The sequence below is a fragment of the Bacilli bacterium genome, assembly GCA_036381315.1.
Classification (GTDB): Bacteria; Bacillota; Bacilli; order Paenibacillales; family KCTC-25726; genus DASVDB01.
Window position 1 is genome coordinate 30439 of sequence record DASVDB010000108.1, and the last position, 13561, is coordinate 43999.

General features: G+C 52.7%; 6 protein-coding genes. All 6 read left to right on the forward strand.

What is annotated here, in order from left to right; translation table 11 throughout:
• The first annotated feature begins 36 nt into the window (after nucleotides 1-36).
• Entirely contained in the window at nucleotides 37-1071 is a 1035-nt protein-coding gene (locus VF260_08020; protein ID HEX7057125.1) for a LacI family DNA-binding transcriptional regulator, read from the forward strand.
• Between the two features lie 28 nt (nucleotides 1072-1099).
• Nucleotides 1100-2431 carry an extracellular solute-binding protein gene (locus VF260_08025; GenBank protein HEX7057126.1) on the forward strand — a complete coding sequence of 444 codons (1332 nt, stop codon included), beginning with the start codon at nucleotides 1100-1102 and terminating at the stop codon, nucleotides 2429-2431.
• Nucleotides 2432-2506: 75 nt separating this feature from the next.
• The gene (locus tag VF260_08030; protein HEX7057127.1) at nucleotides 2507-3805 is read left to right on the forward strand and encodes an ABC transporter permease subunit; all 1299 of its coding nucleotides are present in this window, start codon (nucleotides 2507-2509) and stop codon (nucleotides 3803-3805) included.
• Nucleotides 3806-3807: 2 nt separating this feature from the next.
• Nucleotides 3808-4650 carry a sugar ABC transporter permease gene (locus VF260_08035; protein HEX7057128.1) on the forward strand — a complete coding sequence of 281 codons (843 nt, stop codon included), beginning with the start codon at nucleotides 3808-3810 and terminating at the stop codon, nucleotides 4648-4650.
• 25 nt (nucleotides 4651-4675) lie between these two features.
• Nucleotides 4676-7063: a TIM-barrel domain-containing protein gene (locus tag VF260_08040; protein ID HEX7057129.1), complete on the forward strand. Its 2388-nt coding sequence runs from the start codon at nucleotides 4676-4678 to the stop codon at nucleotides 7061-7063.
• A 26-nt stretch (nucleotides 7064-7089) separates the two neighbouring features.
• Nucleotides 7090-13548, forward strand: coding sequence for an S-layer homology domain-containing protein (locus VF260_08045; protein ID HEX7057130.1), 6459 nt, complete (start codon nucleotides 7090-7092; stop codon nucleotides 13546-13548).
• Nucleotides 13549-13561 lie beyond the last annotated feature (13 nt).

Here is a 13561-nt window from a genome sequence, read left to right on the forward strand (position 1 = left end):
TGTCGATTAAACGTTTAATCGGTAGGAGCAATAAAAATGGATCGGGAAATTAATATTAGCGATGTTGCCGAGCGAGCCGGCGTGTCCATAGCCACCGTTTCGAATGTGATTAACGACAAAGGCCGCGTCTCGGAAAAAACAAAATTAAAAGTAAAAAAGATTATTGAACAACTGGGGTACGCCCCGAATTTGCCCGCCAGGCATTTGAAAACCCGCAGGACCCATTTGATCGGCCTGGTTGTGCCGACGATGAAGCCGGGACGGCTGCAAGACAACCCGTTTTATTGGGATCTGCTTGCGGGCGTGGAAGAGGTGGCCAGGGACCACAATTTCCATATCATTCTGACCGGGATTGATGAGCGGACCGAGACATTCTCGTTCGTTCGCGAACGAATGCTTGACGGATTAATTATGATCGGGGTCAATGAGCGCTCGAAAGCCCTTAAACGGGTTATGAATCTGCGCATCCCGACGGTCTATATCGACAGTTATTTGCAGGACCCCGCTTTATATCAAGTGTGCATCGATGACCGCAGGGGAGGGTATTTGGCCACCAAATATTTGATCAGCCAGGGACATACCCGCATCGCGCTGTTGATTGGCGATATCGATATGAAGCAAATTTCCTATTACGGGGTTTTGCATGCCAGATGGCTTGGCTATCGCGACGCCTTGGACGAAGCCGGACTAAAGTATGATCCCGAACTCATGATCAAGCTGCCCACATCGATGGAGGGAGGTTTTCGCGCCGCCTCCAGACTCGTTGCGATGGAAAAAGTAACCGCTGTCTTTTCGTTTTCCGATATCAGCGCGATGGGTTTGGTGAAAGGTTTGAAAGAAGCGGGCAAAAAAGTGCCTGACGATTATTCGGTAATAGGCTTCGATAACCTGTTTGTCTCCGGTTTTACGTTGCCGGCGTTGTCGACGGTATCGCAAAATATTTTGGAAAAAGGGCAGCTATCGATCAAGCTTTTGCTCGATCAAATTGAAAAAAGGCCGATTATTTCCCGAAAGGTGGTGATGCCGGTTGAATTGGTGATTCGCGAAACAACGGGGTTGGCAAGAAACTAACACAAAGACTTACTGGGAGGTTCACACCATGTTTACAAAGGGAAACAAGATTGTGCTGCTCGTTTTGTGTTTAATGCTTGTCATGTTGTCGCTTTCGGCATGCGGGCCGAAGCGGGATAATGCAAACGGGGGCGAGCAACCGGCGAATTCGCCTGCGGCAAGCGAGCAAACAGCCGCGCCGACAGATAATGCGGAAGCAAGCGCGATGCCGGAGAAACCGCAGGAACTTGCAATTTGGGCCGATACGGCGGAAGACAAACTTGCCGTGCTGAATGAACTTACGAAGAAATACACGGAAAAAACCGGAATTCCCGTAAAAATTACGCCGATCGCCATGAATGACCAGCCGAAAACGTTGACGCTCGACGGGCCGGCCGGCAAAGGACCGGACTTGTTCTATCAACCGGGTATCGGGAAACTGGCGCTGGAAGGTCTGGTACAGCCGATGAACGTTCCGGAAGACGTGCTGAAGACCTATACGCCGGAATCGCTGAGCGCGTTAAGCGACGGCGGCAAATTGTACGGCTTGCCGTTTGTGGTTGAAACGTATGCGCTCTTTTACAACAAAGATTTGGTGCCCACTCCGCCGGCCACGATCGCCGATCTGGAGCAAATCATGAAAGCGCAGACAGATAAAGCGAACGACAAGTACGGCTTTTTGTTCGACGCGACGAATTTCTACTTTGCCTGGGCGTTTATGGGCGGAAACAACGGGTATATTTTCAAGCCAAACGGCAATTCGTTCGATATTAACGACATCGGTCTGAACAAAGAAGGAGCGGTTGCCGGCGTCAAACTGATTCAGGATTGGTTTAAACAAGGATATTTGCCGAAGGGCGTGAACGGGGATATCGCCGGGGGCTTGTTCAACCAGGGCAAAGTCGGCGCGATTATTAACGGTCCGTGGGCCGTGTCCGACTCCAAGAAACAATTGGGCGATAAATTTGCGGTAGCTCCGCTTCCGAAGCTGGCAAACGGCAATGTGCCGCAATCCTTTATCGGCGTGAAGGGCTGGATGCTCTCCAAATTCTCGAAAAACCCGGAATGGGCAACCGACCTTGCGGAATTTTTGACCAGCGCCGATTCGACGCTCACCTATTTCAAACAAACCGGAGAAATTCCGCCGGTATTGGAAGTGTTAAGCAATCCGGTATTAACGAACGATCCGATTGTCGCCGGTTTCAGCGAACAAATCAAGCACGGCTTGCCGTTCCCGAACGTGCCGGAACTGGATGCGGTATGGGATCCGATGGCGAACGCGCTCAAGTTTGCTGCGGAAGGCAAAGATGTGCAAACGGTGTTGGATGAAGCGGTGAAGCAAGTCCAGGAAAAAATCAAAATGATGGGCGCAAGCAAGTAATAGCTGCAATTATGGAAAATGTGCTGGAAAGGGATGCGGCCCTTTCCAGCACATTCTTGAAAAAGGTGGTACACCATGCTTACAGAGACAACATCGAGCTCGCGGCAAAACCGCCGACATAGCACGACGGTCGCCACTATTTTATCAATAATCCCAGGCCTGGGTCAATTGTATAATCGCAGATATATTAAAGGAATTTTGCTTTTTGTCATATTTGTTTCGTTTTTTACCGTTTTCTACAATTTTTTAAACATCGGTTTTTGGGGCATTTACACGTTGGGGACCATTGCCGAATTGGATGATTCCCGCGCGCTCTTGGTGCAAGGATTGCTGGCTATCATCATCAGCGGATTCGCCGTCTTGCTCTATGTCGTAAATTTCATCGATGCGCGCAAAGACGCGCAAAAAATCAAGCAGGGCATCCGGATTGTATCCGTCAGTGAAGCGTTCAGCCGGACGTGGGATCATGGATTCCCCTATTTCATCGTTTTGCCGGGATTTTTTATCTTGATGTTTGTTGTTGTCTTCCCGTTGTTGTTCATGATTTGCCTTGCCTTTACGAACTACAATCTCTATAACGCGCCCCCTGCCAAACTGCTGGATTGGGTCGGGTTGGAAAACTTCAAGTCGCTCATTACCGAGCCGTTATGGCGCAAAAGCCTGCTGTCGGTTCTCACCTGGACCATTGTCTGGACGGTCGTCGCTACAACTTTGCAAATCGCGCTTGCCTTGTTTTTATCCGTGTTGGTCAATGATGCGCGCGTCAAATTCAAGCGGCTGATTCGCACCGTATTTATTTTGCCGTGGGCGGTTCCTTCGTTCGTTACCATTCTTGTATTTGCGGCGATGTTCAATGATGATTTCGGCGCGATAAACCGGGATGTGCTTGCTCCTTTCGGCCTTCATGTCCCCTGGATGACCGATCCGAACTGGGCGAAGTTCACGATCATCATGATTCAGGTGTGGCTGGGCTTTCCGTTCGTGTTCGCCCTGTTCACCGGGGTTTTGCAAAGCATTTCCAAAGATTGGTTTGAGGCGGCGGATGTCGATGGCGGCAGCCGTTGGCAAAAGTTTCGTTACATCACGTTCCCGCATGTCATGTACGCCACGGCGCCATTGCTGATTATGCAGTATGCCGGCAATTTCAACAACTTCAATATTATTTATTTGTTCAATAAGGGCGGACCGCCCGTTTTCGGCCAAAACGCCGGGGGGACGGATATTTTGATTTCCTGGGTGTACAAATTGACCTTTGACAGCAACAACTACATGATGGCGGCGGCGATATCCATCGTCATGGGCCTGTTTGTCGCCATATTCGCCCTGTATCAATTCAGCAAAACCCGATCATTCCGGGAGGAGGATGTTTATTAACCATGTCGCGAAAAATAAAATCCCGTTTCGAAGTTGCCGGCATTTATTTGATCGTGCTGGTGATGTTTATCGTGATTATTTATCCTCTTCTTTGGACGATCAGCATCTCTTTGAATCCCGGCACAAGCATGTTTAGCGCAAGCCTGATTCCGGAGCACTTGTCGTTTGAGCATTATCGGTGGCTGTTTGCGGACCCCAACAGCAATTATTTGCTTTGGTATAAAAATACGATTTATGTCGCCATTCTCACTTCTATCGCCTCGGTAATTGTCGTTTCGTTTATCGCCTACGCCTTTTCCCGCTTTCATTTTGTCGGGCGGAGATATGGCATATACAGCTTTTTAATCCTGCAAATGTTCCCTGTCATGATGGGAATGGTGGCGATTTATTTGCTGCTTAATGTAGTCGGGCTGTTGGATACCATGTACGGTCTGGTCATTATTTATATCGGCGGCGGGTTGCCGATGAACGTATTTCTGGTAAAAGGGTATCTTGACACCATCCCGAAAGATTTGGATGAAGCTGCGAAAATCGATGGAGCGGGCTATTTGCGAATTTTTTTCAAAGTGCTGATGCCGCTGGCCAAGCCCATTTTGGCGGTTGTCGCATTGTTTAATTTCATGGCTCCGTTCATGGATTTTTTGCTTCCCCGCATCATTTTGCGCAGTCCGGAAAAGTTTACGCTGGCTCTTGGTCTGTTTAATTTTATCAGCGATAAAGTGGCCAACAACTTTACGCGCTTTTCGGCAGGAGCCGTGTTAATCGCCCTTCCCATCTCCATCGTATTTTTATTTTTGCAGCGTTACCTGATTTCCGGGTTGGCAGAAGGCGGCACAAAAGGCTAAAAGACATAAAAGTGGAGGGAAACACATGGATACAAGCCTGTCAATTCATCCTGACAACTTTACAGCTAGGGAACAGGTCTCTTTTGCCGATATCGGTGATCTGATCGCCGTCGAGAAGGAGCAAGACGCATATTTGTTGCGCTGCGCACAGGGATATGTGTCCATTCAATTTATTGCGGAACATATCGTCCGTATTGTCATGAATGCGTCGCAGCCGCCGAATTTGCGCTCCGGCAGCCAGGCCGTCCGGCTTGCGCCGCAATCGATCGCGACCGAAATGGAAGAACAAGCGGAACGCATTGTGCTTAGCGGCGGCGCTGTGCGCCTGGAAATCGGCAAAGCTCCCGTACGCATACGGATTCAGGATGCCGCGGGGAATACGCTGCTCGATGAGGGCGAACATGGGCTATGCATAAGCGGCAATGGCGAATTGGCCTGCTATAAGCGAAAACAGGCGGGGGATCGCTTTTATGGCTTTGGCGAAAAGTCGGGTTATCTGGATAAAAACGGAACGCAAATTGTGATGTGGAACACGGACGTTTATGCGCCGCATAACCCGGAAACGGACCCGCTCTATGTCTCTATTCCTTTTTACATGACCAACCGTGGCGGCAACGCGTTCGGGGTGCTGGTGGACAACACCGGCAAGACAACGTTTGATCTCAGGCAAAGAGAAGAATATTGCTTTGTCGCCGAAGGCGGCCAGTTGGCTTACTATTTTATCGCCGGTCCGACGCTCAAGGAAGTTGTTTCGCGGTATACGGCATTGACCGGCCGCGCGCCGCTGTGGCCGAAATGGGCGTTCGGCTATCATCAATCGCGCTTCAGCTATGAAACGGAAGAGCAAGTACGCTTAATCGTGCGCACTTTCCGGGAAAAGCGGATCCCGCTCGACGCGATCTATCTGGATATACACTATATGGACGGCTACCGCGTTTTTACCGTCGACCGCAGCCGCTTTCCCAACTTCGAACAATTGATTAAGGACTTGCTGGACCAGGGTGTGCGGGTCGTCCCGATCGTGGACCCCGGCGTCAAGGAAGATGCCGAATATGCCATATACGCGGAAGGCCTGAAACGATCCGTGTTTTGTAAAAAGCCCGACGGGAGTGTTTTTTACGGCCCCGTTTGGCCCGGAAATAGCGCGTTTCCCGATTTCAGCGAAGCTCGCGTTCGCGAATGGTGGGGCAAGAACCATAAGGAATTTGTCGCCGCCGGAATCGAGGGAATCTGGAATGATATGAACGAACCTTCCGTTTTTCAGGATTCCAAAACGATGGATTTGGATGTTCTGCATGGCAACAACGGCGAGCCCGCTCCGCATCAGGCATTGCATAACGCTTACGGACAATTAATGGCGCAATCGACCTATGAAGGATTATACGAAGAATTAAACGGACGGCGTCCGTTTGTCCTGACACGGGCCGGTTACGCCGGCATTCAGCGCTACGCGGCGGTTTGGACTGGAGATAACCGCAGTTTCTGGGAGCATCTGCAAATGGCTATTCCGATGTGTTTAAACCTGGGCCTATCCGGCGTCGCCATGGCCGGCGCGGATGTAGGCGGGTTTGCATTTGACGCGAACGGCGAATTGCTGGTGCGCTGGACGCAGGCCGGGGCGTTTTTTCCGTTTTTCCGCAACCATAGCGAAATTAAATCGGTCAGACAAGAACCATGGGCGTTTGGCGAAGAAATTGAAAAAATTGTCACCCGATACATTGAACTGCGTTACCGCTGGCTGCCGCATTTCTATAATTTGCAAAGAGAATGCGCGCTTACCGGCATGCCGCTGATGCGCCCGCTCGTTTTGGAGTATCCCGATGATGCGAACACTTACAATCTCAACGATCAGTTTCTGATCGGCGACTCTGTTCTGATCGCTCCGGTCATGCAGCCCGATATGGAACGGCGGCTCGTTTATTTGCCTGCAGGCGACTGGGTGGATTATTGGACGAACGAGCATCTGCGCGGGGGCCGCTGTTATATCGCCACTGCGCCGCTCGATACATTGCCGATTTATATCAAATCCGGCGCGGTCATTTTCCAAAGCCCGGTAAGGCAAAGCACAAAAGAAGCGATGCAAGAGTTGGCGATGTACGTCTATTTTGCGGAAAAGGTGCAAACGGCAACTTATCGCTTTTATGACGATGATGGTGAAACGATTAATCACAAAAACGGCGAGTATTACGAAGAATCCGGGTCTGTTTCGCTTGCCGCAGGCAGTCTCGAAATCCGCATCACGATTGAGCATGATGGCTACACCCCGGAATGGAAAAGAAAACGCCTTCTTTATGTTCAGGGGGTAAGCGAACGGCTTCCGGTCGTGTTGAACGGGCAGCCTGTGCCGGAAGAACAAATTCATTTTGCCGCAGACAAGCGGATGCTGTCCATATCGCTCGCCGATGGAAAATAGCGAATACAAACAAAGGCGGTGTGAACATGATTAAACGGTTAGTCAAAACGGTTTCTGTATTGCTTGTATGCTTGTTGCTCATTCCGCAATTGCCGATTTTGCCCGGCGTCTTTGGCGGTAACGGGGGAGTTGTTTACGCCGAAAGCGCGGCAGGCCCGACGAACGGAGTGTATGTAAGACTGAAAAACAGCTACACCGGCGCGTACTTGTTCGAACGCGACGGGAAAGTGCAATATGGTCATCCGGAAGAAACGGATTTTACGTCGCAATGGCTGGTTGAGGATCATGGAACTTATCAGCGGCTGCAAAACCGCGCCACCGGCCATTACATGACGATGGAGCATGTCGTATCTTTCGGCGATCCGCTGGAAAGTCTGGATGTTGCCGACGATGATCTGTTTGCCGAATGGCACGTGCTGGACGCGGTCACTCCGGGGCTTAAGGTGATCCAGAGCGCAACCAACCCGGAACTATACATCCACGTGCAGGATAACACCGGATACGCGCAATCGAGCAAAATTCCGCCGGATTGGGGTACGCCGCAGTGGGCGTTTGAGCCCGTGGCCGATTATGTGCAAATCAAGAACAGCTATACGGGCAAGTATTTGTTTGAGCAGGACGGCAAAGTGCTGTATGGGGACCCTGATCCCGCCGATCCCGCCTCCCATTGGCTGATTGAATCTTTTGACGGCAACGAGCGCATTAAAAACCGCGCCACCGGCCATTACATGACGATGGAGCATGTGGTCTCTTTTGGCGATCCGCTGGAAAGTCTGGATGTTGCCGACGATGATCTGTTTGCTGAATGGCACGTGCTGGACGCGGTCACTCCGGGGCTTAAGGTGATTCAGAGCGTAACCAATCCGGAAATATACATCCATGTGCAGGATAACACCGGATATGCGCAATCGAGCAAAATTCCGCCGGAATGGGGTACGCCGCAATGGCAATTGCTGGTCGTGAACGTGGATTACCCCTTCAACGAAGGCGGGAAAGATGACGGACCGGCTTATATTCGCATCAAGAATGATTATCTTGGCCTGTATATGTATGAGGATGACGGCATTGTTCGCTATGGCAACGTGCGCGCGGACGATCAAACCGGCCATTGGTTGATTGAAAATGAGGATGGCGTGCAGCGCATCAAAAACCGCGCGACCGGCCATTATCTGAGCATTGCCGACGTCGCTTCGGACAAAGTCGCGGTCAAAGCGGTGGATGCGCCGGAAAGCGCGCAAACCGAGCAATGGATCATCGACAATCTCGATACCGCAGGCGTCAAGCTGATTCGCAACGTGGCGTACGATGATCAATATTTGCATGTCGAAAAACAATTGGGATTTGTGCAATTCGGCGTCATTCCGCCGGAATGGGGCAGCCCGAAATGGGATTTTATCGAAGTAAATGATGCCGCTATTCCGCACTATGTGCGTCTGAAAAATCAATTTACCGGCCAATATCTGTATGCGGACGACGGGAAGGTTATGTATGGCAATCCCGATCTGAACGATGCGCGCAGCCACTGGCTAATCGCGGATTTTAACGGCAACAAGCGCATCCAGAACCGTGCGAACGGCTGTTTTATGACGAATGAACATGTAACGTCGTATATGGACCCGCTGGAATGTATTCCGGTCGAAGATTCCTGGGCCAGCGCGCAGTGGACAATGCGGGACGCGGCAACACCGGGCGATGTTGTGTTTGCGAATGTATGGCATCCCGAACAAGTGATCCATGTTGAGGATCAGTTAAGTTTCGCGCAAAGCAGCTCGATTCCGGAAAACTGGGGCAGCGCTCAATGGACAAAGGAAGATGCTCCGGCGGACTTGCCGGTAACGATACCGGACGGTTTTGTGCATATCGTGAATGCCCAATCCGGCGCGCTTCTGTATGAAAATGCGCACGGCATTGTGCAGTATGGAAATCCGGCCGCATCCGATCCCAATGCGCAATGGAAAGTGGTTCCCAATGGCGCATATATCACGCTGCAAAATCGTGGAACCAATCATTTCATGAGTTTGCGCAATCATGAAGCGTTCGTGGAAAGCTTGGCAATCAGCGACATTCAGGATACGGAACAGTGGCAGCTTGAAAGCGCTCCCGCGTCGGGGAAAGTGCTGTTTAGAAGCGTTTCCCAACCTGAGCAGTATTTGCATATATCGTCCGGCGCAGGATTTGCCGAAGTCGGTTTGCGGTCGATCGAGTCCGCCGCCGTACAATGGACGTTCGAGCCCGCCGCGGATGAAATTGTGTTGCCGGAGCCGGGCGCTGGCGGGACGCAAATGGATACTGCCGTGTTCGCAGAAGCGAATCCGGTTCGGCTGCACAGCAGAGTGAACGGTTCGCTGCTATATGAAACGAACGGCACGGCCGCGGTCGGCAATCCGGTTGATCCGGCGGCTGCAGAATGGGTTATTCAGCATAAAAACGCGCATGTGCAGTTAATCAACCCATCATCCGGCGAACCGCTCACGGTGTCCGGGCAAAATGAGTGGGCATTGCGGCAGCAGGGCGACTGGATCGCTTTGTTCAGCGTATCGCAGCCGGACGCGCAAGTGTATGCCGATGGCGCAACATTGCGGCTGGGTACGCCGAACGAGGCTAATGCAGGGCAATGGTTGCGGGAAGTGATGAGCGGCACCGCCGTTTACGAGGCGGAGGAAGCGTTTATCTCCGGCGGCGCGGTCGTCGCAACGGATCAGAAAGGCTTCACCGGCGACGGATATGTGGATAATTTAACCGCGGCGAACGCGCGCGTCATTTTCGCGGTGAATGCGCAATCTGCCGGCGCCTATCGGATTCATTTGCGGTATGCCAACGGATCGGGTTTAACGGCCGGATTGAAACTGCGAGTGAACGGTTTGAATGAACAACAGTTGTGGCTGGACAGCACCGGCGGCTGGGATGCGTGGGGATTGGCGCAAGCCGATGTGACGCTGCGCAAGGGCATCAATACGATCACTTTGGATCATGCAAGCGGTATTAGCGAGCATGTGAGCGTCGATTCGCTTACCGTTGATAATGGCGTATACCCGGAATATCGCGGCGCGACGCTGCCTTATACGGTGTATGAAGCGGAACAAATGGCAAATACCGGAACCATTCTTGCTCCGACCCGGGAATACAAACAGATTGCCGCGGAAGCTTCGGGAAGACAAGCGGTGCGTTTGGATGAAACCGGACAATATGTTGAATTTACGTTAAGCCGAAATGCCAACGCGCTCACCGTTCGCTACGCGCTTCCCGATTCCGCGGACGGAACCGGAATGGACGCTACGCTAGGCGTTTATGTGAATGGAAAACGCGTGCAAAGCGCGAATCTGACTTCGCATTACGCCTGGGTGTATGGCGCGTATCCGTGGTCCAATAATCCCGCCGACGGCGATGCGCACCGCTTTTTCGACGAGACGCGAATCTGGCTTGGCGATTTGCCGGCCGGAACGGTCATTCGTTTGCAAAAAGACGCGGATGATCCGGCGGATTACTATGTTATCGACAAAGTGGAAGCCGAACAGGCGGATGAAGCGTATACGGCTCCTACCGGCAGCATCTCCATCGCTGATTTCGGCGCGGTAGCGGGCGATGGCAAGGACGATACGGATGCGCTGGTCGCGGCTGTCTCAAGGGCGGAGAAAACCGGCGAAATCGTCTGGATTCCCGCAGGTGTCTTTGACTTGAAGCAAGGCCCCGTCGAACTTCGCGGAGTAACCGTCCGCGGTGCCGGGGTATGGCATACGACCGTGCAAGGCGCCGGCTTCCTGGCCAAAGGCGGTGCAATTGGCTTGTACGACTTTACGATCGACGGCGAAGTCACCGGCCGCCATGACGCTTTGCCGGAATCGGGCGTAGACGGGGTGTTCGGCCCAGGCTCGATTATTCAAAACATGTGGATCGAGCATGTGAAGGCGGGTATTTGGTCTGCGGAGCAGAACGACAGCGCCTTGGGCAAACTCGATACGGACGGCTTGTATGTGGTCGGCTGCCGCATTCGCAACACGTTTGCCGACGGTATAAACTTTGACGCCGGAACCATGCATTCAATGGTCGAGCAAACACAACTGCAAAATACGGGCGATGATGCGCTGGCGATGTGGTCGGACGGCGTCGCCACGGTTGGCAACACATTCCGCTTCAATACCGTACAGCTTCCTTGGCTCGCCAACAATGTCGCCATTTACGGCGGCAACGGCAACCGGGTAACCGATAATGTGATCGCCGATACGATCGCGTTCGGCGCGGGAATTACGGTAAGCACGCGGTTTAACCCTGCGCCGTTTGCCGGTACGACAGTGGTTAAGCGCAATACGCTTGTGCGCGCCGGCGGCAGGGAATACAACTGGAATGCCGATTTTGGCGGCATCCTGATATTTGCCGGGGATATTGATTTAACCGGCGATGTGCAAATAGCGGATAACGATATTTTGGACAGCTCGAAACAGGGAATTTCTTTCCTCGGTGAAAAGAGCACATCCGGCGTAGTCTTTTCGCGTGATCTGGTGGATGGAACCGGCACGTGGGGGATCAACGCGTCCGGCAATATTAAAGGAACCGCTGTTTTTGATCATGTGATCGTTCGCAACGTTCGGGTCGGCGAGCTGTTCAACGGAACCGGCGGACGGATGATGTTATTGCCGCAAAACCAAGGATTTAATTTTGACCGGCAAGGGCTTCAGCTTATCCTGGGCAGCGTGACGGACGGTCCGTTTACGCTGATGGCCGGCGATCATGCCGCATCGGTTGTGACCGCGGTTTACAATGGCGCGCCGGTAAACGTAACGCCGCTTGTACAATGGCAGGTCGGCGATCCGTTAATCGCTGAAATCGCTGATAATGGCATCGTCCAGGCTGTTTCGCCGGGCAATACGGTCATAACGGCGGTTTACGGCGATACTTCCGCAACCTGGACGCTGCAAGTAACCGATCATCAGGCGCCTTACTGGCAAGCCGGCGCTCAATTGCAGGCAAATGTCCAGGGCAATACGGTGCAAGTTTCGTGGCCAACCGCTTTGGATAACGGAGGCGTCGCGCGCTATCGGCTAAATTGGGGCGCGTCGTATGCTGTCGTTCCGGGCGATATCACTTCTTATACTATTCATAATTTATCTTTCGGCAGCCCGTATTCCCTCGTGCTGGAAGCAATCGATCATGCCGGCAACTGGAGCGAATTGCCGCTAACGGCCGAAGTGCGCATTCCGGCAAATTCGGGCGGGATAGCGGAAACGCCAGGATCCAATGGGGAAGGTGCCATAAACGTGCAAAATTCCCCGCAAGGCGTCGTGATTGAGTTGCCGCCGCAGGAGATGCCGGACGCAAATGCCGGGCAGGCGCTGACGGCCTATTCATTGCCTGGCGACGTATTGGAACAGGCGGTAGCCCAGCTGGAAAAATCGGGTAAAAACCAAATCGTCCTCCGTGCGCCGTCAAATAGCGCTGCTGTGGAGGTTGCCATTCCCGCGACAGCGTTTGCGGCGGCGGCAAAACAAGCTGAGGGCGGCAGCGTCGTGGTTCAAAGCGCGAATGCAAGTTATATGTTGCCGTTTACAGCCGCAAGCTGGTTCACCGCTTCCGCGGATGATCAATGGGTGGTACAGATTTCACCGGTGGATGCGGCGGCGCAGTCCGCATTGCGGAAAACTGGCAATAACTTGTTGGCGCCGGCCGTGGAATTCCGTCTGGGGCTAAGAAATTCCAATCATACCCGGTGGCTCGACGATTTGCATGGGCACTATATTACCCGCACTTTGATATTGAACCGGCAAGTAGACGAAAACACCGCGGCTGCCGTGCGTTACGATCCGTCGGCAGGGCGTTTCAGCTATGTTCCCGCCGTATTTCGAACGGTGGATGGCAAGCCTGCGGCGATTATCCGCAGCCCGGGCAACAGCGTTTATACGGTAGTCGACAATGAAACGGCATTTTCCGATATCGACAAGCATTGGGCGGAAAGCCGGATCCGGTGGTTAGCCAATCATTTCATTATTTCCGGCTATGCTGACGGGAAATTCGCTCCGAAGGCCAATGTTACGCGCGCGGAATTCGCCGGAATGCTCGTCAGGGCGCTGGGATTGAGCGGCCGATCGTACGGCGAATCATTCAAGGACGTGCATGCGGGCGACTGGTTTGCTTCCGACCTGGGTGCAGCCAAAGCGGTCGGGTTGATTTCCGGCTACGCCGACGGCACGTTCCGGCCCAACCAACCGATTACGCGCGAAGAAAGCGTCGTTTTATTGCTGCGCGCTTTCCATCTGTTGGCCGCTCAAGCGGAGGATGTTCCAGGTGTGGATTTGAATGTGCTAAATTCGTTCCGTGATGATGGGCAGGTTGCAGCTTGGGCGCGGGAAGATCTCGCCCGGGCCGTGCAAATAGGCCTGATCCATGGCGATTCCGGACGCTTGCTGCCGCAGCAAAGTACGACGCGCGCGGAAGCCGCCGTAATGATTTACGGCGTTATTCAACAAACGTCTTCCGCCGATTTGTTCCGATAAAATCAAGATGAGG

Excerpts from the sequence above, each read along its gene's own strand:
- VF260_08025 (HEX7057126.1), top strand. The coding sequence starts at position 1,100 with ATGTTTACAAAGGGAAACAAGATTGTGCTGCTCGTTTTGTGTTTAATG.
- VF260_08040 (HEX7057129.1), top strand. The coding sequence starts at position 4,676 with ATGGATACAAGCCTGTCAATTCATCCTGACAACTTTACAGCTAGGGAA.
- VF260_08045 (HEX7057130.1), top strand. The coding sequence starts at position 7,090 with ATGATTAAACGGTTAGTCAAAACGGTTTCTGTATTGCTTGTATGCTTG.
- VF260_08020 (HEX7057125.1), top strand. The coding sequence starts at position 37 with ATGGATCGGGAAATTAATATTAGCGATGTTGCCGAGCGAGCCGGCGTG.
- VF260_08035 (HEX7057128.1), top strand. The coding sequence starts at position 3,808 with ATGTCGCGAAAAATAAAATCCCGTTTCGAAGTTGCCGGCATTTATTTG.
- VF260_08030 (HEX7057127.1), top strand. The coding sequence starts at position 2,507 with ATGCTTACAGAGACAACATCGAGCTCGCGGCAAAACCGCCGACATAGC.